Source organism: Enterobacter sp. ECC_219_Taxon_10 (assembly GCF_058354905.1).
In genome coordinates this window covers 160869-183547 of the sequence record NZ_CM178005.1, presented here as the reverse complement: position 1 = coordinate 183547, position 22679 = coordinate 160869, and the positions used below count along the sequence as shown (strand labels likewise).

Here is a 22679-nt window from a genome sequence, read left to right as displayed (position 1 = left end):
CGCTATGTCCATAATGGAACCCGATCTGCACCAGCTGAAAATCAACGACCCGTTTCTCGGGCAGTATCAACGGCTGGTCCGGGACGTGGTCATCCCCTACCAGTGGGATGCGCTGAACGACCGCGTGGCGGAGGCCGAACCCAGCCACGCCATCACCAACTTCCGCATCGCGGCCGGTCTGGAACAGGGGGAGTTTTACGGGATGGTGTTTCAGGACAGCGACGTGGCGAAATGGCTCGAAGCCGTGGCGTGGTCGCTGTGCCAGAAACCGGATGCAGAACTGGAAAAAACTGCCGACGAGGTGATTTCGCTGGTCGCGGCGGCGCAGTGTGAAGATGGCTACCTCAATACCTACTTTACGGTAAAAGCCCCCGAGGAACGCTGGACGAATCTGGCCGAATGTCACGAGCTGTACTGCGCCGGGCATATGATTGAAGCGGGCGTGGCGTATTTCCAGGGAACCGGAAAACGTCGCCTGCTGGACGTGGTGTGCAGGCTGGCGGACCATATCGATGGCGTGTTTGGCCCGGGCGAAACACAGCTGCACGGTTACCCTGGTCACCCGGAAATCGAGCTGGCGCTGATGCGGCTGTACGATGTCACGCAGGAGTCGCGCTATCTCAATCTGGTGAAATACTTTATCGAAGAACGCGGCGCGCAGCCTCACTTCTACGATACCGAATACGAGAAGCGCGGCAAAACGTCTTACTGGAACACCTATGGTCCGGCATGGATGGTCAAGGACAAAGCCTACAGCCAGGCGCATCAGCCGCTTGCCGAGCAGCAAACGGCCATCGGCCACGCGGTGCGTTTCGTCTACCTGATGGCGGGCATGGCGCACCTGGCGCGCCTGAGTCATGACGAGGGTAAACGGCAGGACTGTCTGCGGCTGTGGAACAACATGGCGCAGCGCCAGCTGTACATTACCGGCGGGATTGGCTCGCAAAGCAGCGGCGAGGCGTTCAGCAGCGATTACGATCTGCCCAACGATACGGTCTATGCCGAAAGCTGCGCCTCCATTGGCCTGATGATGTTTGCCCGCCGGATGCTGGAGATGGAGGCAGACGGCCACTACGCCGACGTGATGGAGCGCGCGCTGTACAATACGGTGCTGGGCGGGATGGCACTGGACGGTAAGCATTTCTTTTACGTGAACCCGCTGGAGGTGCATCCGAAAACGCTGGCCTTTAACCATATCTATGACCACGTGAAGCCGGTGCGCCAGCGCTGGTTCGGCTGCGCCTGTTGCCCGCCGAACATTGCCCGCGTGCTGACCTCGCTGGGGCACTATATTTATACCGTTCGCCCGGATGCGCTGTTGATCAACCTGTACGTGGGGAACGACGTCGCCATTCCGGTGGGTGATAGCACCCTACAGCTGCGCATTAGCGGTAACTATCCGTGGCAGGAGCAGGTGAAGATCGAAATCACCTCGCCGGTTCCGGTCACCCATACGCTGGCACTCAGGCTACCGGACTGGTGTGCGGAACCTGCTGTTTCGCTGAATGGCGAAGCCATGACTGGCGAGATATCCCGTGGATACCTCTATCTCAGCCGCCGCTGGCAGGAAGGCGATACCCTGACCCTCACGCTACCGATGCCGGTCCGCCGCGTGTACGGTAACCCCCAGGTGCGCCAGCAGGCGGGTAAAGTCGCGCTCCAGCGCGGCCCGCTGGTTTACTGCCTGGAAGAAGCGGATAACGGCGCCAACCTGCATAACCTCTCCTTGCCACGAGAGAGCGAGTTCCGGGTGTTTGAAGGCAAAGGCATTTTCGCGCACAAGATGCTGATACAGGCGGAGGGGATCGGGGGCCACGCGAAGGAGACAGAGGCGCTGTGGCAGTACGATCGCTCGCCGGTGCAGCGTCAGCCCCGGACGCTGACCTTTATTCCCTGGTTTAGCTGGGCTAACCGGGGAGAAGGGGAAATGCGGATATGGGTGGATGAAGGCTGAATAGCCTCACCCACGGGAGAGGTTGAACGCTATGGCAGCACGCGACGTGCTGCCTCAGCCAGAAACGCACTTCGATTGCTGAACTGCGGATGCTCGCTGACAAAGGAATCAATCTTCATCAGTAAACGACGAGGCATGGTGATGTTGATACGCTCGGCCCTACCGTCGAACTGTTTCATATTAATATCCACCAGCAGCCATTGCCCGCCAGTGAAGTTGTCAGGGTGGCTTTCCAGGTGCGCTTCCACGTTACCCGGCAGCGGCAATGCTTCATCCATTTCAAACAGCGCTTCGAAGTGCGCTGTGAGCGCCTCACGTGCATCCTGAAATGCGTCATCCAGGGAGTCACCTGCAAAAAAACAGCCTGGAACGTCAGGGAAAAAGCCGCTGGCGCTACCGTCGGTGTCAGAATGAATGTAAGCCGGATAAAACATAACTACTCCTGATATCAGTGTTTAATTCCCGCCTGCCGCCATATCTGCGCGAGCGTGCCCGGTTTAATATCCTTTTTAGGATGTGGGACGGTAACCAGTCCTTTCTGCACGGGATGGCGAAACTGATGATGGCTTCCTTTCGTTCTGACACATTTCCAGCCGTGGCCGATCAGAACAGTAATGACATCCGCACTTTTCACATCCCAATCCTTCCATGATTATACACATGATACACACCATCGCTATCGGGTTAAATCACATTAGCGCACAAGGAACATCAGTGCAGCGGTGTTTTGACGGAACGGGAAGAAGCATCGAGAAATGAAATAGGAATACATTGTATTGCAGACAAAAATGCAGGCACGATCGTAGGCCGGGCAAGGCAACGCCGCCACCCGGCTTTACCGCATCAGAAACGCCAGGTCAGGCCGGTCATCAGCGCGAAGCTGTCGTCGCGGTCGATCATCGGGCTGTTCTTCACGTCGTCAGGCAACACGGTGTAGACCGCGCTGGCGTTGAGGTACAGCTTCTGGGTTAACTGATATTTAGCCGCCAGGCCAACGTAGGGCGTCCAGCTGTCACCAGCGGTGTATTGATCCAGACCTGAGCGGCGAGACTCGCTGCCGGATACGCCGTAGTAGTAGTCGTTATAGCTCTCGTCGCTATAGAAAATACCGACAGAGGGCGTGAGGGTAAGGCGTTCCATCCTGATTGGACGGAAGTAAGAGACCTCACCCACCACGCCACCGCTTTCATCCGTGGCATCACCCGAGACCGCCACTTTCAGCGACCCCCAGCTTTCATGGCGGTAGTACGCGCCGCCGAGGAAGGCTGACGCTTTACGCTCATCAAGCTGCTTCATCTGATGGTCGTCGTTGTCATCAGGATCGAAATGTAGCGGCATCCACGACGCGGTCAGGCTGAATTCATTTTTTGCGTCTTTCCACAGGATCCATCCTCCGGTGGTCTGACGAACGTAAAAGCGATCGCCTTCGTAGCTAATTAACGGTACTGCAGTAGTATTTTCGTTATAGCCTTTGTAAGGAGACTCATTAAATACAGCCCCCGCTCCAAGTGAAAAATCTCCGGCCATTGCTGAAGATGCTGCAAATAACGTGGCAGCGATGAGTAAATTGTATTTAATAGTCATTACGTGTAATCCATTAAAATGCCAAACAAGCGGGGCGCATAATAATGGTTACAAATTTGCCAATGCAACGCTGCGGTTTATATAATATTATATATAAAATCATATAGATGGGTGCCCATGATGAGTAAATTACAGCTAAAGCCACGCGAATTAAAAATAATCTCCGTCATCGCAGCCACCCACAGCATTGGTGATGCCGCCGCCCTGCTGGGCATGGCGCAGGCCAACGTCAGTAAATATCTCTCAGATTTTGAAACGCGGGTTGGGCTTAAGGTTTTTGAGCGCACGACCCGTCAGCTCGCTCTGACACAATTTGGTGAAGCGTTACTCCCGTATGTCGACGCCACCCTGGACAAACACACTCAACTTGTTAATTTCATTGCCGATTATAAGCATGAAAAGCGTGGAAAAGTCACGATTTATGCCCCAACGGGCATCGTGACCTATCTCGCGCGCCAGGTGATCCACCAGATAAAGGACATCGGGGACATTCGCATCTCCCTGAAAACCTATAATCTGAACCGCAATGAATTTTCAGAAGGCGTTTCCTTTCCGGATGACTGCGATATTTTAATTACCTATGCTCAGCCAAAAGATGAAAACCTGGTCGCCAGTGTGTTAACAAAATATTCCGTCACGGCATTCGCAACCCAGGCATATTTAAATAACCACCCTTTAGCCGGACCTGAAGATTTAATTAATCACTCGTGTATCCTGATTGACTCCATGCTCGTCGATGATGCCAATATCTGGCGTTTTCGCATGCATGGCAGTGATGATGTGCATGATTATCGGGTGATCGGCAATTATATTTGCGACAATACGCAGACGGCCCTGGAGCTGGCAAGAAATAATCTTGGCATTGTGTTCGCACCGAAAGAGAGCCTGAAAAGAGAATTAACGCAGGGCACGCTGGTTCCCTGCTTCCCGCACCAGGAAGAGTGGTGGCTCGATCTGACGGCCATCTTCCGCAAACGCGAATACCAGCCATGGCGTGTGCAATACGTTCTGGATGGCGTTCTGAACTGCCTGCGCCAGCAAATTGCTCAGGCCGCCCACGGACGGCCTGAGCTGGGCGATTAAAACAGCCCCAGCGGTTTATCGGAGTAGCTGACCAGCAGACATTTCGTTTGCTGATAATGCTCCAGCATCATCTTGTGGGTTTCACGCCCGATGCCCGACTGCTTGTAACCGCCAAATGCCGCGTGCGCCGGATAGGCGTGGTAGCAGTTGGTCCAGACGCGCCCGGCCTGAATGCCCCTGCCCATTTTATAGGCCAGATTACCGTTGCGGCTCCAGACGCCCGCCCCCAGGCCATACGGCGTGTCGTTGGCAATTTCCAGCGCCTCCTCCATCGTTTTGAAGGTTGTCACGGCCAGAACCGGTCCGAAAATTTCCTCCTGGAAGACGCGCATGTTGTTCTGCCCGAACAGGATCGTCGGCTCAAGGTAATACCCTTCCTGCAGATCCCCGCCGAGCACCTTACGGCGACCGCCGGTCAGAATATCCGCCCCTTCTTTCTTACCGATATCAATGTAGTTAAGGATGGTTTCCAGCTGGCCATGCGAGACCTGCGCCCCCATCTGGGTGACGTTATCGAGCGGGTTACCGCTGCGGATTGACTCGACGCGGCGAATGGCCCGCTCCATAAAGCGCTCATAGATGGATTCCTGCACCAGCGCGCGGCTTGGGCAGGTGCAGACTTCGCCCTGGTTAAACGCAAACAGCGCAAACCCTTCCAGCGCCTTATCGAAGAAAGCGTCCTCTTCCACCATCACGTCTGCGAAAAAGATGTTCGGGGATTTCCCGCCCAATTCCAGGGTCACCGGAATGATGTTCTGCGTGGCGTACTGCATAATCTGCTGGCCCACTTCCGTCGACCCGGTAAACGCCACTTTAGCGATCCGTTTTGAGGTGGCCAGATATTCTCCTATCTCACCGCCCGCGCCGTTCACCACGTTAATGACCCCCGGCGGCAGAAGATCGCCAACAATTTCCATCAGCAGCAGGACCGAGAGTGGGGTTAAACGCGCCGGTTTAAGCACAATGCAGTTCCCGGCGGCCAGCGCAGGGGCCATTTTCCAGCTCGCCATCAGCAGCGGGAAGTTCCACGGAATGATTTGCCCGACGACGCCCAGCGGCTCGTGGAAGTGGTACGCCACGGTATCGCTGTCAACTTCGCTGATCCCGCCCTCCTGCGCACGTATACAGGAGGCAAAATAGCGGAAGTGGTCGATAGCCAGCGGCACGTCTGCCGCCATGGTTTCCCGGATCGGCTTGCCGTTATCCCAGGTTTCTGCCGTCGCCAGCAGCTCCAGGTTCTGCTCCATCCGGTCGGCGATTTTGAACAAAATGGCCGCGCGGTCCTGAACGGAGGTATGCCCCCATTTATCTTTCGCTTTGTGCGCGGCATCCAGCGCCAGGTCGATATCACGCTTGCCGGAGCTGGCTATCTCGCACAGCGGCTGGCCGGTAACGGGGGTCAGGTTGGAATAGTATTCGCCGTCGACGGGGGCCACCCAGCTGCCGCCAATAAAGTTGTCATAGCGGGGCTTCAGCTTGAGGGGAAAACCATATTCGCCGGGCTGGATACGCGAAGAGGGAGGATTATTTGTCATGACCGTCTCCTTGCTGTTGTTATACAACAAGGGTAGTCCCGGCTGGCGGTTTTCTCGCCAGTGGGTGACGGGTTTACGAGCCGTATCACGGATTACCGTACTTTACGTTTCGTTTCTGCTACTGAGCCATACTTATCAGCTCAAGCGCTCATGAGGAACGATGCGATGCAGCTATTTATCGGTTTTGACGTAGGCGGAACCCACATCAAGCACGGCGTGATTGATGAAAATGGCAGGGAGCTGGCGACGGACGAGTACGATACCCCTGAGGATAAAAACACCTTTAAAAAGAAGTGGAAAGCGGTGGTTGAAGCGTATCAGGACGAACACGACATCGCCGGTATCGGCGTGAGTTTTCCCGGCCATATTAACCACCACAGCGGCGAAGCGGCGAAAGCGGGCGCGCTCGACTATCTCGACGGCGAAAACCTGTGCGAACTCTTCGCCGGGCTGACCGACCTTCCCGTTACTGTAGAAAACGACGCCAACTGTGCGGCGCTGGGCGAGCGCTGGCAGGGCGCAGGTAAGGATTACGAGCATTTCGTCTGCATCACCATCGGCACAGGCATCGGTGGCGGGATTGTGATGGAAGGCGATCTCTATCGCGGATCGCATTACCGCGCCGGCGAATTTGGCGTGCTACCCGTCGGGGATCAGGGCGAACCGATGCACGAGGTTGCGTCTGCCAGCGGCCTGATGAAAGCCTGCCGCCGCGTGCTGGCCGTATCAGAAGAAGAGATGCCTGATGGCGAGGAGCTTTTTAAACGTATGGAGAGCGACGTGCATCTGCGCGAAGCTATTGAAGCCTGGGCGCATTTTCTCTCGCGCGGCGTTTACAGCGTGATCTCGATGTTCGATCCACAGGCAGTGCTGATTGGTGGCGGGGTAAGCGAGCAGGAGAAAATCTATCTCCTGCTCGATAAATATCTACAGCGATTCGAGGAGTGGGAGGCACTCAAGGTGCCCATTCTGCCCTGCGAGCTGGGTAACCAGGCGGGAAGACTGGGCGCGGTATGGCTGGCTAAGCAGAAACTCTCCCGCAGCACGTAGCGCTCAGGGGAACAGCTGCGCGTCGCGAAGCAGATGGTCATTACCCCGGCGACGCGTAAACCCGATACGGTTGAAATATTCCAGGATCTGAATCGCCAGCTTGCGGCCTACGTTCAGCCGATCGCGGAAATCGGCTGCGCAGGTGGAGCCGCGCGCCTGATCCAGTTCGCGGATCAGGTTGGCAAATGCCACAATGCGATCGTTACGGTAATAACGATCTTTCACGATCGCGACTATCAGCCCCTGCTGCGCCGCATGGCGCAATACCTGACGCATCGCCTGCTCGTCGGTGTTCGTCTCACGCGCCAGATCGCGAACCCACCACGGTTCATCCCCAAACATTAAGGCCACTTTTTGCCATATAGCCTCCTGCTCTGCGGTGAACCCGGCCTTGTGATCCGGCAGATGCAGCCAGCCGTGATGGCTTTTAATCACCCCGCTTTCGCGCATGTTTTCAATCAGCAGCAGCACCAGCGCGTCATCTTCCATCGGCAGCGCCATGCGTCTCAGACGCTCACGGCCAGGACCGGGCTCATCCTGATGCTGTTCATGGTACGTTGCGAGCGTGTTCAGTATCTTACGCTGCCAGTGTGCAGCCACCGGCGCATCGAGCAGGCTGTTGCCGGCCTGAATAAAGCCCGGCTGCCGGGTCAACTGACGTAGTCCTTCGTCGCTCAGCTGACGTGCCCATGCAAAATCACTCAGGCTCACCGCCCCGCGCTCAAGATGCACCCGCAGCGCGGCGTTATCATCCGGAGCCTGGGCCAGCGCTGCCAGCCATTGCAGATATTCAGGCTTACGCTTGCCGCGTCGAGGCGGGTTAAGCGTCACTACCCGCGCCCCGGCCAGCGTTTCCCGCGCGGAAATATCCCGCAGCACCAGACGGTCGTTGTCCGCCAGCCAGAGCGGCGAATCAAAAACCAGTTCGGCAAGATCGTTTTCCAGCAGGGACACGCGCCCGGTGATATGGCTGGCCGCGTGGTGAATATGCAGCGGCTGCCATTGGGTCAGGGGTACGTGCGTCTGCAGGGAGACAATCACACGCTCAGACGGCTCGGGCGGGGCGTCGGCCAGCAGCCAGTCGCCGCGGTTAAGCTGCTCTTTTTCTGCATCCCCGACAATGTTGAGCGCGATCCGCTGCCCGGCGTGGGCGTGCTCTGCGGGCTGGTTTTGCGCATGTAAGCCGCGCACGCGCATCGGTTTATTAACGCCCGTCAGCCACAGGCAATCTCCCACCTTCACTTCACCGCTCAGCGCCGTACCGGTGACCACCAGCCCCGCGCCTTTTACGGTAAACGCCCGGTCAATTGCCAGACGGAAACGGTGATGGCTGGCGTGGTCGCGCGACGATAATTGCTGCAAGTGGTAGCGAAGATCGTCGATACCGCGGCCTTCAGTCGCCACGGTGACAAAAAGCGGCGCCTCGGCAAAACCATATTCCCGTAAGGTCGCCCGCACCACTTCACGCACCTCGCTGATGCGCGCCTCATCCACGCGATCGGCTTTAGTCAGCGCCACGGTCAGCTGCGGGTTGCCGGTCAGCTGGAGGATTGCCAGATGCTCACGGGTTTGCGCCATCACGCCGTCGTCGCAGGCCACCACAAGCAGCGCATGATCGATGCCCCCCACGCCCGCCAGCATGTTAGACAGAAACTTTTCATGCCCCGGAACATCAATAAAACCCAGCACGCGGCCATCCGGCTGGGGCCAGTAGGCATAGCCCAGATCGATGGTCATGCCGCGCTTTTTCTCTTCCGGCAGGCGATCGGCATTTATGCCGGTGATCGCCTGCAGCAACGTGGTTTTTCCATGGTCGACGTGACCGGCGGTGGCAATAATCATTTCAGCAACATCTCCAGAAATCGCTCTTCATCTTCAAGGCAGCGCAGATCCAGCCACATGCGGCCATCGTAAATCCGCCCGATGACCGGCGTCGGCAAGCCGCGCCAGCGCAACGACAGCGCCTCAAGGCGGCTGCCGCGCCCGTCACGCGGGGTGAACGTGAGCGCTTCACTCGGCAGCCTGTCCACCGGCAGCGAACCGCTGCCTATCTGCGACTGGCAGGGCTCAATGCGGACGTCAAAATCGGGGTAGTGCGGGGCGACGCGCGGCAGCAGCAGTTCGGCCTGCGCGCGAATCGAGGCGGCATCCCGGCTTAACAGGCGCAGCGTGGGCAGACGGTCGGCCAGCTTCTCCGGGTGGAGATAGAGCCGCAGCGTCGCGTCCAGCGCGGCAAGGGTCATTTTATCGGCCCGCAGGGCGCGCTTGAGCGGGTGCTGCTGCAGTTGCGCAATCAGCTCGCGCTTGCCGACGATAATCCCGGCCTGCGGCCCGCCCAGCAGTTTGTCTCCGGAAAAGCTGACCAGGCTCACGCCTGCGGCAATCATCTCCTGCGGCATCGGCTCTTTTGGCAACCCGTACAGGCTGAGATCCACCAGCGAACCGCTGCCGAGGTCGGCAATCACCGGAATATTCAGTTCCTGCCCAATCGCCGCCAGCTCGGCCTCGTCAACGGTTTTGGTGAAGCCCTCAATATGATAATTGCTAGTGTGGACCTTCATCAGCAGGGCGGTGTTTTCATTCACCGCCGCGCGATAATCTTTCGCATGGGTACGGTTCGTGGTGCCCACCTCATGCAGCGTGCAGCCCGCCTGACGCATCACGTCCGGGATGCGAAACGCCCCGCCAATCTCCACCAGCTCGCCGCGGGACACCACCACCTCTCTGCCGCTCGCGGTCGCCGCCAGCATCAACAGCACCGCCGCCGCGTTGTTATTCACAATGCAGGCATCTTCCGCGCCGGTTAGCTGGCAGAGCAGATCTGCCAGCGCGCGATCGCGATGCCCGCGCCCCGCGCCGTCCAGATCGTACTCCAGCGTCACAGGCGAGCGCATGGCCTGCACGACCGCAGCCACCGCCTCTTCCGCCTGCTGCGCGCGCCCCAGGTTGGTGTGCAGCACGGTTCCCGTCAGGTTAATCACCGGGCGCAGGGCGTGGGCATGGCTTTGGGAGAGATATTCTGAAACGGCTCGTACCCAGTCGTCATTCCATACCGGCAATACGCCCTTCTCACCGATCGTCCTGCGCGCCTCGTCCTGTAAATCCCGCAGCACAGCGACCACGCGGGTATGACCATATCTGGCGAGCAGAGGGCGAAATCCTACGTCTCGCAACAAGCGATCCGTAGAGGGGAGAAGACGATAAAGCGAGCTGTGCGTCTGGTTCATAAGCCTGCCTGAGAGTAAGAAATCTGTGGCTATTTTAGCAGGTTGACCTGAGGGAGTCCTTATACATCCGCATACTTTAATTTACCCAGATCAATAATTACCGAGAATAATTAAAATTATTTCATAACTTACTTGAATAAATAATTCAGAAAACATCAATATCAATCAATCAACGAAGCGAATATTATTATGAATTCCTTACCCCGCAACGCATGGAAGCATACAGATGAAAATGAAGATCAAGGTTCTTGCTGCTCTTTTATTATCGGCCTGCACTCTTTATACCGCTCAAACGCAGGCTGATCAGAAATTTGGCTTTGCCAAAAGGTGCTCACTACCCGACGCACCGATGCCGATTAAATTCAGAGTCGATGATTACATCGAAAACTTCGATGGTATGGCTTATAATATTATTTATGTTGCTGCAGACCAAAGAAAACGTGGCGATCTTTATAGTCTGTACAGTAACAGTGATGGTTATAACTACCTGAAAACAAAACCGGCCACTGGGCGCGATCCTTTTCCCTCCACGGTTCTGCTATACGATAACAACCCCTCAGGAACAACCGGTAGCTACCTTTCCAAACCTGTATGTATGGATAAATCGGATTGTCAGCCATATCCAGCAGACTGGCATCCCACCGTTGGGCGAGGCTTGTCTGCTTATAATAAAGTTTTAGAACAATATCCTAATGACTTTATTTATGTGCATTCTGGCATGTTCCCGTCCCTGTCTGACGACTCCATCGACACCACGATTTTCACCATGACCAGAAACTTTGAATATTTACGCGTAGAGGTTTTCGCCGTAACAAAGATTGGCGACCCTAACGTTACTAGTGCATTTATGGATGAATATGGTGCTGAGCCTATTGTGTTTGAATATGGTCGCGCACAATTTGGTAACCCTGATTATTATATTGGTGCAGACTCTAACCACCTCACTCGCCCAATGGCAGGTAGTCTGCCTGATTTCCCTGCCCACCTTGATAAAAATATCCAGGCGATGGATTTCTATATCAAATATCCAAAAGGTTATCTTGGCGAAGTTGTCACCTCGGCTAAATTCTATTATTTTTCAGACAAGCAAAAAGAAATTCTCTCGACATGTAACTAATCTGCCCGGCTTCGCCGGGCAACCGGGTTACGCTTTTGGTGGCTCGGTACGAGCGAAACTTTCGCGCTGAAATAGCGCCTCTACCAGTTTCACCAGCAGCGGACGGTCTACGCACCAGCCTGGGGACACCCGGCGGAAGTTGAGATAGCCGATGGCGCAGGCGATGGCGATGGTTGCCAGGTTCAGGCTGTCGGTGTGGATCTTGCCCTCCCGGATAAGCTGTTCGCACATATCCAGACTGCGGCTGATTTTTTCCCGCTGGCGCAGCAATTCGTTTTCTGACTGCTGCGCGGCGGGACGCGCCTGCTCGCGTACGGAGGTGAGTGCCGCATCCATAATGCCATCGGCCAGGGCTTCAATTTGCTTCACCGCCAGCGCCGCTTTAGGGTCAGACGGCAGCATTGCCGGGGCAACGCCCAGCAGTTCGACATACTCCGCAATGATGGGGGAATCGAACCAGTATTCGCCCTCGTCCGTTACCAGCGCCGGAACTTTCCCCAGCGGGTTATACTGCGCGACGCCGTTTTCGGCGTTGTAGGGCTGCTCATTAACGAATTCAAATTCAATCCCTTTCTCCAGCAGGAGAATCGAGATTTTTCGCACGAAGGGACTGGTGTAGCTACCGATGAGTTTCATTGCCTGATCCTTGATGCCGGGAAAAAGTCAGTATGGATCAAGCGATGAAAAAAGGGCAGGTATACGTGTCGCATTCCTGCCCCGGAAGGATTAGTGATCGAGATAGAGGTAGTGCATCCAGCTGGTCATACGCAGCAACACTTTACGCATTACCGAGACGTGGGCGAAATGATCCGAATAGACCGCCACCTGGGCATAAATGCCGTCCGGCAAAGCATCGACGTCGGCGTTAGGCTCCAGCTCAATCAGCGCCTGTACGCCATCCGTACCCGGCGCGACGGTCAGTGCCTGCAAGGCGCCCTGCGCCTGATACGACCCGCCCGGCACCACAGGCAGAACGCTGGTGAGCTTACCGGTGAACACCTGGCCCGGCAGCGCGTTAAACACCACTTCCGCTTCATCGCCCGGCTTCAGGCGCAGCAGCGAGTTCTGACGGAACTGGGCCACAATCTGACGCTTCTGTTCAGGAATGAAGACCATCACCGGGCGCAGCGGCAGCGCGGCGGCATAGGTTCCCGGACGAATCAGCACCTGGGTGATATAGCCGTTGCTCGGCGCGCGCACCACGGTCTGATCGAGGTTGTATTTCGCTTCAGCAAGCTGGGCGCGTAACGAGGCAATCTGCGACTGTTCGCCGTTCACCATGCTGTCCAGCTGGCTTTGAATCTGCGTCTGTTCAGCAACGGAACCTTTCACCATGGCATCCTGGGCCAGATAGTTCTGCCGCGCGTTATCAATATCGCTTTCAGAGAACGGATTCACCTTCGCCTGGCTGCCTTTCAGGTAGCGCTGATAATCTTTATACAGGCGATCGCGTTCAGCGGAGACGCGTGTCGTATTGGCAACCGCTTCCGACAGCTGCGCTTTCAGATTGTCGATATTGTGCGTCGCGGTCACCAGGTCTGCCTTCAGTCTGTCGACGCGCGCCTGATAGCGGCCCGGATCCAGTTTAAATAACACTTCGCCTTTTTTAATGAGCTGGTTATTTTTATCGGTCACTTCAGTCACCACCCCCGTGACCTGCGGCGTAATCGGAATGGAAATAACCGCTTTTTGCGCCGTAAAGGTATACGGATGGTTATAGTTCATTAGCAAAATAAGTCCGGCAACAATAAACACGCCGCCTAACGTCGCGGTAGCAAGCGTCCACTGGTTTACCGGAATACGAAATATTTTAAAGATTGCCCAGGCAAATGCCACATAGGTCAGAATAATCAACAGATCCATGATTAGCGCTCCAGCGTGTTTTTATCATCAGAGGGCTGAACCGCTGCCAGCTTGTGTTCTAACTCGGCCACGCGTTTGGCCAGCGCATCCATGCCCGGAACCTCATCCGCCCTGGTGATGTGGTTCTGCATACCCCAGCCGCGATCTTCGCGGTACAGGGTGGCCCAAATCCACAGGAACGGCCAGATGGCATGGAGCGTAAACAGGCTGATCCAGCCTGCCGTATGAATAGCATCGGCATGGGGATGATTGCGCTTTTTGGCCATATTATAGGGGATATCATGAATGGCGATGATTCCGTAAAAAAGAACCAGAAATACAAAAATCAACACGCCCAGCGCGAAATAGTTGAGAAACATATTCTCCTCACTTAAACAACGTCAACTCATTAAACTAATAAAACAGCACGCAGCCTAATTAATTTATTTTTAAATTTAAAAGGCACGCTGATTATTTCAGAGCCGGGGAGTATCGTTTTTTATAATATCTCCATGCAAGTTTATAAGCGTGTCAAAATATATCCTGAATAATAATATACTCAACCTTACATAATGAGCGTAATTCAGGTTTTAGCTTTCCGCCATACTACATACAAAAAGTGTTTTTTTAGCTTTCCGTGTCACGGAAGGCCATCCTGACGCCGATCCCAGTCGGAGAAATCTGCATAAAAATATTTTGTGAAATCAGTCACAATCCAGAAACAAACTCACGAAACCAAAACGAGACATGCATCACAAAAAACCGTGGTTTTTGCTTCTTTTCTCGCCATCGTATTTTTTTTGCCCACTTATTTTGTGATTCAGATCACCATGAAGGGCGGCACACCACCTGCATTTACGTGATGTGCATCACATAAACTTTCGCTGTCTGGACAGTTGAACGATTCAGTGCCAGATTTCACAGCATCAGAACAGGGCCCGGCTACCTCTGCCGCCGCACATTAACGATAAACCTCGGGCCGCAAGCCTAAGCGTAAACATAAGAAGGGGTGTTTTATGTCATCCGATTTCAAGATCAAAGTTCAAAGCTTTGGTCGTTTCCTCAGCAACATGGTGATGCCAAATATCGGCGCGTTTATCGCGTGGGGTATTATCACCGCATTGTTTATTCCGACAGGGTGGTTGCCTAACGAAACGCTGGCGAAACTTGTTGGCCCAATGATTACCTATCTCCTGCCGCTGCTCATCGGTTACACCGGTGGTCGTCTGGTGGGCGGTGACCGTGGTGGCGTAGTGGGTGCTATCACGACTATGGGTGTTATCGTCGGTGCGGATATGCCGATGTTCCTCGGTGCGATGATTGCCGGTCCTCTCGGCGGCTGGGCGATTAAGAAATTCGACGTCTGGGTTGATGGCAAGATCAAATCCGGCTTTGAAATGCTGGTGAACAACTTCTCTGCGGGCATCATCGGGATGATCCTCGCGATTCTGGCGTTCCTCGGCATTGGTCCGGCTGTTGAAGTGCTGTCCAAACTGCTGGCGGCGGGCGTTAACTTCATGGTGGCGCACGACATGCTGCCGCTGGCGTCTATCTTCGTTGAACCGGCGAAAATCCTGTTCCTGAACAACGCCATCAACCACGGTATCTTCTCGCCGCTGGGTATTCAGCAGTCTCACGATCTCGGCAAGTCCATCTTCTTTCTGATTGAAGCGAACCCGGGTCCGGGCATGGGCGTTCTGCTGGCGTACATGTTCTTTGGTCGCGGCAGCGCGAAGCAGTCTGCTGGCGGTGCGGCTATCATCCACTTCCTGGGTGGTATCCACGAAATTTACTTCCCGTATGTGCTGATGAACCCACGCCTGATCCTGGCAGTTATCCTCGGCGGTATGACCGGCGTGTTCACCCTGAGCGTGCTGGGCGGCGGCCTGGTCTCTCCTGCTTCTCCGGGCTCTATCCTGGCGGTGCTGGCGATGACCCCGAAAGGCGCGTACTTCGCGAACATCGCGGCGATCTGTGCCGCAATGGCGGTCTCCTTCGTGGTCTCTTCTATCCTGCTGAAAACCAGCAAAGTGAAAGAAGACGACGATATTGAAGCGGCAACCCGCCGTATGCACGACATGAAAGCCGAATCCAAAGGCGCAACCCCGCTGGCGGCTGGCGACGTCTCTAACGACCTGAGCCACGTGCGTAAAATCATCGTTGCCTGCGACGCCGGTATGGGTTCCAGCGCAATGGGTGCAGGCGTGCTGCGTAAGAAAGTGCAGGATGCGGGCCTGACCAACATCTCCGTGACCAACAGCGCCATTAACAGCCTGCCGCCGGATGTTGACCTGGTCATCACGCACCGCGACCTGACCGAACGCGCCATGCGCCAGGTGCCGCAGGCACAGCACATCTCGCTGACCAACTTCCTCGACAGCGGCCTGTACACCAGCCTGACCGAACGTCTGGTTGCCGCGCAGCGTCATGAAGATAATGAAGTGAAAGTGCGTACCAGCCTGCAGGACAGCTTTGACGAGAGCAATGCTCACCTGTTCAAGCTGGGTGCGGAGAACATTTTCCTCGGTCGTACCGCGGCCACTAAAGAAGAGGCGATTCGCTTTGCCGGTGAACAGCTGGTGAAAGGCGGCTACGTTCAGCCAGAATACGTTGAAGCGATGCTGGAACGTGAAAAACTGACGCCGACCTACCTGGGTGAATCTATCGCGGTTCCGCACGGTACGGTTGAAGCGAAAGACCGCGTGCTGAAAACCGGCGTAGTGTTCTGTCAGTATCCTGACGGCGTGCGCTTCGGTGAAGAAGAGGACGACATCGCCCGTCTGGTGATTGGTATCGCCGCTCGCAATAACGAGCACATTCAGGTGATTACCAGCCTGACCAACGCGCTGGACGACGAAACCGTCATTGAGCGTCTGGCTAACACCACCAGCGTTGAAGAAGTTCTGGCCCTGCTCAACAAATAGCAGTCCCTCTTCCCTCTCCCCTTTGGGGAGAGGGCTAGGGTGAGGGGGTAAACGTTCCTCACCCCAGCCCTCTCGGGTAAAAACATTGATTAAGGTTAACACTATGAAAGCATTACATTTTGGTGCAGGTAACATCGGTCGTGGCTTTATCGGTAAACTGCTGGCAGACGCGGGCATTACCCTGACATTCGCCGATGTGAATCAGGTGGTTCTGGATGCCCTGAATGCCCGTCATAGCTATCAGGTCCATGTGGTGGGTGAAAATGAACAGGTTGAAACCGTCTCTGGCGTCAACGCGGTCAGCAGCATCGGCGACGACGTGATTGATCTGATCGCCAGCGTTGACCTGGTGACCACCGCTGTGGGCCCGGTCGTACTTGAGCGTATCGCTCCAGCAGTCGCGAAAGGCCTGGCAAAACGTAAGGCGCAGGGCAACGACGCTCCGCTGAACATCATCGCCTGCGAAAACATGGTGCGCGGTACCACGCAGCTGAAAGGTCACGTCATGGCGGCCGTGGCTGACGAAGATAAAGCCTGGGTTGACACGCACGTTGGTTTTGTCGATTCCGCCGTGGACCGCATTGTTCCGCCGTCCGAATCCGCCACCCACGATCCGCTGGAAGTGACCGTAGAAACCTTCAGCGAGTGGATCGTCGATAAAACCCAGTTTAAGGGCGCGCTGCCGACCATTCCGGGTATGGAATTAACCGATAACCTGATGGCATTTGTCGAACGCAAACTCTTCACGCTGAACACCGGGCATGCTATAACCGCGTACCTCGGAAAGTTGGCCGGTCATCAGACCATTCGTGATGCGATCCTCGATGAGCAGATCCGCGCGGTGGTAAAAGGGGCGATGGAAGAGAGCGGCGAGGTGCTGATCAAACGCTACGGTTTTGATGCTGATAAACACGCAGCATACATCCAGAAAATCCTCGGCCGCTTTGAAAACCCGTATCTGAAAGATGACGTTGAGCGCGTGGGCCGTCAGCCGCTGCGTAAGCTGAGCGCGGGCGACCGCCTGATTAAGCCGCTGCTCGGCACACTGGAATACGGTCTGCCGCACGCCAATCTGGTGAAAGGAATTGCCGCCGCGATGCACTACCGCAGCGAGCAGGACCCGCAGGCAATTGAGCTGGCTCAGCTGATTGATGACAAAGGCGCGCAGGCTGCGCTGGCGCAAATTTCCGGTCTGGACGCCAGCAGCGACGTGGTGGCGGAGGCGGTTAACGCATATAACGCAACCAAATGATACAGAATCCGGCGCAGGTTAGCCTGCGCCCGAATAACAGATTGTCAGATATGCAGGCAATAATGGAACAAACCCAGGCCTTTGAAAATCGTGTGCTTGAGCGTCTGAATGCTGGCAAAACCGTACGAAGTTTCCTGATTGCCGCCGTCGAGCTGTTAACCGAGGCGGTGAACATTCTGGTGCTTCAGGTGTTTCGCAAAGACGACTACGCGGTAAAGTACGCTGTAGAACCGTTACTGGACGGAGACGGACCGCTGGGCGATCTGTCGGTGCGCCTGAAGCTGATTTATGGCCTGGGCGTGCTCAACCGACAAGAGTATGAAGATGCGGAACTGTTAATGGCGCTGCGCGAAGAGCTCAATCATGACGGTAATGAGTATACCTTTACCGATGATGAGATTCTGGGCCCCTTCGGCGAGCTGCACTGCGTTACCGCCCTGCCTCCTGCTCCCCATTTTGATAACAGCGACCCTGAACTGTACGCGATGCAAAAGCTGCGCTATCAACAGGTTGTCCGTTCCACTATGGTCCTCTCCCTGACTGAGCTGATTTCTAAAATCAGCTTAAAAAAAGCGTTTCAGAAGTAAGCCCGTTCACATTGGTGTATCCTTCCCTGTAAATTCCCCGTTTTCAGAGTCATTTGTCATGAAAGAAGTCGAAAAGAACGAAATTAAACGCCTGAGCGACCGCCTGGATCTGATCCGCCACCAGATGGCTGGCCTGTCGCTGGTCGATTCCGCCGAGAAGTACGCCGAGCTGGAGAAAGAGACCGCGAAGCTGGAAGCTGAAATCGAGCGCCTGCGCGAAGTGAAAGGCCAGAAGCTGAGCAAAGAAGCGCAGAAGCTGATGAACATGCCGCACCGCCGCGCGATCACCAAAAAAGAGCAGGCTGACATGGGGAAGCTGAAGAAAAGCGTCCGTGGCCTGGTGGTGGTGCACCCGATGACCGAGCTTGGCCGCGAGATGGGCCTGAAAGAGATGACGGGCTTTTGTAAGACCGCGTTCTGATCGTTCTTCCCCTCACCCCGCCCTCTCCCCAAAGGGGAGAGGGAGAAAACCGCACAGTTCAGTCCCCTCGCCCCTTTGGGGAGAGGGTTAGGGTGAGGGGTGCCTCAGCCACACTCCCGCTTCAAATTGGCCCAACCAATCCCCCTTTACTTTCTTCCCTGGTTCACAATTCCATTATTTCCGCTCACAAAACCATTGCTAGCTAATAACATCTGGTTAACCATTCATTGTCATTAACCCTACAACACAATATTGGCAGGACCACTTTTACACAGTTTGTGATGCAGAGATGAGCGGAGACTCACCCGCAGCGCAGGCTGTCTGGTCCCCAGGAGACCTGCATGAGCCTCTGGCAACAAAACTACGACCCGGCCGGAAATATCTGGCTGTCGAGCCTGATAGCATCGCTTCCGATCCTGTTCTTCTTCTTTGCGCTGATTAAGCTCAAGCTGAAGGGCTACCTCGCCGCGACGTACACCGTTGCCATCGCCCTGCTGGTGGCGCTGTTCTTCTATAAAATGCCGGTCGATCGCGCGCTGGCCTCCGTCGTCTACGGTTTCTTCTACGGCCTGTGGCCGATTGCGTGGATTATTATTGCCGCGGTCTTTGTCTATAAAATTTCGGTAAAGACCGGGCAGTTCGACATCATCCGTTCGTCGATTCTCTCCATCACTCCGGACCAGCGCCTGCAGATGCTGATTGTCGGCTTCTCCTTCGGGGCGTTTCTGGAAGGTGCGGCAGGCTTTGGCGCGCCGGTGGCGATTACCGCCGCGCTGCTGGTCGGCCTGGGCTTTAACCCGCTGTATGCTGCAGGCCTGTGCCTGATTGTGAACACCGCCCCGGTGGCCTTTGGCGCGATGGGGATCCCGATTCTGGTGGCCGGACAGGTGACCGGGCTGGACAGCTTCGAGATTGGCCAGATGGTAGGCCGCCAGCTGCCGTTCCTGACCATTATCGTGCTGTTCTGGATCATGGCGATTATGGACGGCTGGCGCGGCGTGAAGGAGACCTGGCCCGCGGTGATGGTGGCGGGCGGTTCGTTCGCCATTGCCCAGTACCTCAGCTCTAACTTCCTCGGCCCGGAACTGCCGGACATTATCTCTTCGCTGGTGTCGCTGGTCTGTCTGACGTTGTTCCTGAAACGCTGGCAGCCGGTGCGCATCTTCCGCTTTGCCGACATGGGCGCGTCGCATGTGGATCAGACCCTCGCCCGCACAGGCTATACCGCAGGACAGATCGTTCGCGCCTGGTCACCGTTCCTGTTCCTGACCGCAACGGTAACGCTGTGGAGCATTCCGCCGTTTAAAGCGCTGTTCGCTCCCGGCGGCGCGCTGTACGACATGGTGATTAACATCTCCGTGCCGTTCCTCGACAAGATGGTCGCCCGTATGCCGCCGGTGGTGCATGCCGCCACGCCGTATGCCGCGGTCTATAAATTCGACTGGTTCTCCGCCACCGGTACCGCCATCCTGTTTGCGGCACTCCTTTCCGTTGTATGGCTGCGCATGAAACCAGCCGCCGCGGTACAGACCTTTGCGGCGACCATTAAAGAGCTGATGCTGCCGATCTACTCCATCGGCATGGTGCTGGCGTTCGCGTTTATCTCGAACTACTCCGGCCTATCGTCGACGCTGGCGTTAGCGCTGGCCCACACCGGACACGCGTTCACCTTTTTCTCGCCGTTCCTCGGCTGGCTGGGGGTGTTCCTGACGGGTTCAGATACCTCGTCTAACGCCCTGTTTGCTGCCCTGCAGGCAACGGCGGCCCAACAAATTGGCGTGTCGGACATCCTGCTGGTGGCAGCGAATACCACCGGCGGCGTAACCGGCAAAATGATCTCTCCACAATCCATCGCCATTGCCTGTGCGGCGGTGGGACTGGTCGGTAAAGAGTCGGATCTGTTCCGCTTTACCGTGAAACACAGCCTGATATTCACCTGCATGGTGGGCGTGATCACCACCCTGCAGGCCTATGCCTTAACCTGGATGATCCCATGATAGTGATGCCCAGACGCCTGTCCGACGAGATTGCCTCTCGCGTGCGGGCGCTGATTGAAGAACAACAGCTGGAAGCGGGCATGAAGTTGCCCGCCGAGCGCCAGCTTGCCGCCCAGCTTGGCGTATCACGTAACTCACTGCGCGAGGCGCTGGCCACGCTGGTCAGCGAAGGGGTGCTGGTGAGCCGTCGCGGCGGTGGCACCTTTGTGCGCTGGCAGCATGACGACTGGTCCGAGCAAAACATCGTGCAGCCGCTGAAGACGCTGATGGAAAACGACCCGGACTACAGCTTCGACATCCTTGAAGCGCGTCACGCCATCGAAACCAGTACCGCCTGGCACGCGGCGATGCGGGCAACCGAGGCCGACAAAGAGAAGCTCAAAGCCTGCTTTGAGGCCACACAAAGCAGCGACCCGGATATCGCCTCCCAGGCAGACGTCCGTTTTCACCTGGCGATTGCCGAGGCATCGCATAACGTGGTTCTGCTCCAGACCATGCGCGGGTTCTTCGATCTGCTGCAATCCTCCGTCAAGCAGAGCCGCCAGCGCATGTATCTGGTTCCGCCGGTCTTTGCTCAGTTGACCGAACAGCATGAAGCCGTGCTCAACGCCATTCTGGCCGGTGATGCCGAGGCCGCGCGCAAAGCAATGATGGCGCATCTCGGCTTCGTACACACCACCATTAAACGATTCGATGAAGACCAGGCCCGACAGGCGCGTATTACCCGTCTGCCTGGCGACAGTGATATTTCCAGGGAGAACAAAGCATGATTATTTCAGCAGCCAGTGACTATCGCGCCGCGGCGCAGCGCATTTTGCCCCCGTTCTTGTTCCACTACATCGACGGCGGGGCCTATGCCGAATATACCCTGCGCCGCAACGTGGAAGATCTCTCGGAGGTGGCTCTGCGCCAGCGCGTGCTGAAGAATATGTCTGACCTGAGCCTGGAGACGAAGCTGTTTAACGAAACGCTCTCCATGCCCGTGGCGCTCGCGCCTGTAGGCTTATGCGGCATGTACGCCCGCCGTGGCGAAGTGCAGGCTGCTGCCGCGGCGGATGCCAAAGGCATTCCGTTTACCCTTTCCACCGTCTCAGTCTGCCCGATTGAAGAGGTCGCCCCGACCATCAAGCGCCCGATGTGGTTCCAGCTTTACGTCCTGCGCGATCGCGGCTTTATGCGTAACGCCCTTGAGCGTGCCAAAGCGGCAGGCTGCTCCACGCTGGTCTTTACCGTCGATATGCCGACGCCCGGCGCGCGCTATCGTGATGCCCACTCCGGCATGAGCGGCCCAAATGCTGCGCTCCGCCGCTACTGGCAGGCGGTTACCCACCCGCAGTGGGCGTGGGACGTCGGTCTTAACGGACGTCCGCACGATCTGGGCAATATCTCGGCGTACCTTGGTAAACCGACCGGGCTGGAGGATTACATCGGCTGGCTGGCAAACAACTTCGATCCGTCGATCTCCTGGAAAGACCTGGAGTGGATCCGCGAATTCTGGGACGGCCCAATGGTGATCAAAGGGATCCTCGATGCGGAAGATGCCCGCGACGCGGTGCGCTTCGGCGCGGACGGGATCGTGGTCTCTAACCACGGCGGACGCCAGCTCGACGGCGTGCTCTCTTCTGCCCGCGCGCTGCCGGCCATTGCCGATGCGGTGAAAGGCGATATCGCGATTTTGGCCGACAGCGGCATCCGCAACGGGCTGGACGTGGTGCGCATGATTGCCCTGGGCGCAGACAGCGTGCTGCTGGGCCGCGCGTACCTGTATGCGCTGGCCACCAGCGGCCAGGCCGGCGTGGCGAATCTGCTCAACCTGATCGAAAAAGAGATGAAGGTGGCGATGACGCTGACCGGCGCGAAGTCGATTAGTGAGATCAGCAAGGATTCGCTGGTGCAGGAGCTGAGTAAGCTGCCTGCGGCGCTGGCCCCTCTTTCGCAGGGAAACGCGGCCTGATTTTCATCCGTTACTATTTTTTCTCATGCGCCCGACTCCCCTCGGGCGCTTTTTTTGTCGAAAATAACACCCATGTAACATTCTGGATAAGAAAATTTGACATACCCCACCCGCCCGCAATTGTATAGACAAGCAAATACAAGAACACAAAA

20 protein-coding genes are annotated in these 22679 nt (G+C 56.2%); 11 read left to right on the top strand and 9 right to left on the bottom strand.

What is annotated here, in order from left to right:
- The first annotated feature begins 4 nt into the window (after positions 1 to 4).
- Positions 5 to 1954: a glycoside hydrolase family 127 protein gene (locus AC4ICF_RS00775; protein WP_316380430.1), complete on the top strand. Its 1950-nt coding sequence runs from the start codon at positions 5 to 7 to the stop codon at positions 1952 to 1954.
- 29 nt (positions 1955 to 1983) lie between these two features.
- Here AC4ICF_RS00775 and AC4ICF_RS00770 read toward each other — a convergent pair whose 3' ends face one another.
- The 3 genes from AC4ICF_RS00770 to AC4ICF_RS00760 all read right to left on the bottom strand — a co-directional run bounded on the left by AC4ICF_RS00770 (position 1984) and on the right by AC4ICF_RS00760 (position 3538).
- Positions 1984 to 2388 carry a type II toxin-antitoxin system HicB family antitoxin gene (locus AC4ICF_RS00770; protein ID WP_116343040.1) on the bottom strand — a complete coding sequence of 135 codons (405 nt, stop codon included), beginning with the start codon at positions 2386 to 2388 and terminating at the stop codon, positions 1984 to 1986.
- 14 nt (positions 2389 to 2402) lie between these two features.
- Complete coding sequence (locus tag AC4ICF_RS00765) at positions 2403 to 2588, bottom strand: type II toxin-antitoxin system HicA family toxin (protein WP_151412682.1); 186 nt, start codon at positions 2586 to 2588, stop codon at positions 2403 to 2405.
- Positions 2589 to 2797: 209 nt separating this feature from the next.
- The gene (locus tag AC4ICF_RS00760; protein ID WP_116343036.1) at positions 2798 to 3538 is read right to left on the bottom strand and encodes a MipA/OmpV family protein; all 741 of its coding nucleotides are present in this window, start codon (positions 3536 to 3538) and stop codon (positions 2798 to 2800) included.
- 117 nt (positions 3539 to 3655) lie between these two features.
- Here AC4ICF_RS00760 and AC4ICF_RS00755 point away from each other — a divergent pair, with 117 nt between their 5' ends.
- Positions 3656 to 4621, top strand: coding sequence for a LysR family transcriptional regulator (locus AC4ICF_RS00755; protein ID WP_316380429.1), 966 nt, complete (start codon positions 3656 to 3658; stop codon positions 4619 to 4621).
- On the opposite strand, the gene aldB is transcribed toward AC4ICF_RS00755, so the two are convergent.
- The gene (aldB, locus tag AC4ICF_RS00750; protein WP_316380428.1) at positions 4618 to 6156 is read right to left on the bottom strand and encodes an aldehyde dehydrogenase AldB; all 1539 of its coding nucleotides are present in this window, start codon (positions 6154 to 6156) and stop codon (positions 4618 to 4620) included. The genes AC4ICF_RS00755 and aldB overlap by 4 nt on opposite strands.
- Before the next feature lie 165 nt (positions 6157 to 6321).
- Between aldB and AC4ICF_RS00745 the strand changes: the two genes are divergently transcribed.
- A complete protein-coding gene (locus AC4ICF_RS00745; RefSeq protein ID WP_316380427.1) occupies positions 6322 to 7206 on the top strand; it encodes an ROK family protein in 885 nt (294 codons plus the stop codon).
- A 3-nt stretch (positions 7207 to 7209) separates the two neighbouring features.
- Here AC4ICF_RS00745 and selB read toward each other — a convergent pair whose 3' ends face one another.
- Both selB and selA read right to left on the bottom strand, forming a co-directional pair.
- Positions 7210 to 9048, bottom strand: a complete 1839-nt coding sequence (gene selB / locus AC4ICF_RS00740; protein WP_316380426.1) for a selenocysteine-specific translation elongation factor — start codon at positions 9046 to 9048, stop codon at positions 7210 to 7212.
- Positions 9045 to 10433, bottom strand: coding sequence for an L-seryl-tRNA(Sec) selenium transferase (selA, locus tag AC4ICF_RS00735; protein WP_316380425.1), 1389 nt, complete (start codon positions 10431 to 10433; stop codon positions 9045 to 9047). The genes selB and selA overlap by 4 nt, the downstream gene beginning before the upstream one ends.
- Before the next feature lie 226 nt (positions 10434 to 10659).
- Here selA and AC4ICF_RS00730 point away from each other — a divergent pair, with 226 nt between their 5' ends.
- Positions 10660 to 11550 carry a hypothetical protein gene (locus AC4ICF_RS00730; RefSeq protein ID WP_316380424.1) on the top strand — a complete coding sequence of 297 codons (891 nt, stop codon included), beginning with the start codon at positions 10660 to 10662 and terminating at the stop codon, positions 11548 to 11550.
- Between the two features lie 27 nt (positions 11551 to 11577).
- Here the strand turns inward: AC4ICF_RS00730 and AC4ICF_RS00725 are convergent, their stop codons facing one another.
- The 3 genes from AC4ICF_RS00725 to AC4ICF_RS00715 all read right to left on the bottom strand — a co-directional run bounded on the left by AC4ICF_RS00725 (position 11578) and on the right by AC4ICF_RS00715 (position 13772).
- Complete coding sequence (locus AC4ICF_RS00725) at positions 11578 to 12186, bottom strand: glutathione S-transferase (protein WP_316380423.1); 609 nt, start codon at positions 12184 to 12186, stop codon at positions 11578 to 11580.
- Positions 12187 to 12276: 90 nt separating this feature from the next.
- Complete coding sequence (locus AC4ICF_RS00720; protein WP_116343021.1) at positions 12277 to 13413, bottom strand: HlyD family secretion protein; 1137 nt, start codon at positions 13411 to 13413, stop codon at positions 12277 to 12279.
- A 2-nt stretch (positions 13414 to 13415) separates the two neighbouring features.
- Positions 13416 to 13772, bottom strand: a complete 357-nt coding sequence (locus AC4ICF_RS00715; RefSeq protein WP_116343019.1) for a DUF3302 domain-containing protein — start codon at positions 13770 to 13772, stop codon at positions 13416 to 13418.
- A gap of 636 nt (positions 13773 to 14408) precedes the next feature.
- Here AC4ICF_RS00715 and AC4ICF_RS00710 point away from each other — a divergent pair.
- The 7 genes from AC4ICF_RS00710 to lldD all read left to right on the top strand — a co-directional run bounded on the left by AC4ICF_RS00710 (position 14409) and on the right by lldD (position 22527).
- A complete protein-coding gene (locus tag AC4ICF_RS00710) occupies positions 14409 to 16316 on the top strand; it encodes a PTS mannitol transporter subunit IICBA (protein ID WP_116343017.1) in 1908 nt (635 codons plus the stop codon).
- A 103-nt stretch (positions 16317 to 16419) separates the two neighbouring features.
- Complete coding sequence (mtlD, locus tag AC4ICF_RS00705) at positions 16420 to 17568, top strand: mannitol-1-phosphate 5-dehydrogenase (protein ID WP_316380421.1); 1149 nt, start codon at positions 16420 to 16422, stop codon at positions 17566 to 17568.
- Entirely contained in the window at positions 17565 to 18155 is a 591-nt protein-coding gene (mtlR, locus tag AC4ICF_RS00700) for a mannitol operon repressor MtlR (RefSeq protein WP_047363332.1), read from the top strand. Before mtlD ends, mtlR begins: the two co-directional genes overlap by 4 nt.
- Positions 18156 to 18213: 58 nt before the next feature.
- The gene (locus AC4ICF_RS00695) at positions 18214 to 18576 is read left to right on the top strand and encodes a YibL family ribosome-associated protein (protein WP_008502724.1); all 363 of its coding nucleotides are present in this window, start codon (positions 18214 to 18216) and stop codon (positions 18574 to 18576) included.
- A 341-nt stretch (positions 18577 to 18917) separates the two neighbouring features.
- Positions 18918 to 20573 carry an L-lactate permease gene (gene lldP, locus AC4ICF_RS00690; RefSeq protein ID WP_439209899.1) on the top strand — a complete coding sequence of 552 codons (1656 nt, stop codon included), beginning with the start codon at positions 18918 to 18920 and terminating at the stop codon, positions 20571 to 20573.
- The gene (lldR, locus tag AC4ICF_RS00685) at positions 20570 to 21343 is read left to right on the top strand and encodes a transcriptional regulator LldR (protein WP_014882013.1); all 774 of its coding nucleotides are present in this window, start codon (positions 20570 to 20572) and stop codon (positions 21341 to 21343) included. Before lldP ends, lldR begins: the two co-directional genes overlap by 4 nt.
- Positions 21340 to 22527, top strand: a complete 1188-nt coding sequence (lldD, locus tag AC4ICF_RS00680) for an FMN-dependent L-lactate dehydrogenase LldD (protein ID WP_316380420.1) — start codon at positions 21340 to 21342, stop codon at positions 22525 to 22527. The genes lldR and lldD overlap by 4 nt, the downstream gene beginning before the upstream one ends.
- Positions 22528 to 22679: the final 152 nt, after the last annotated feature.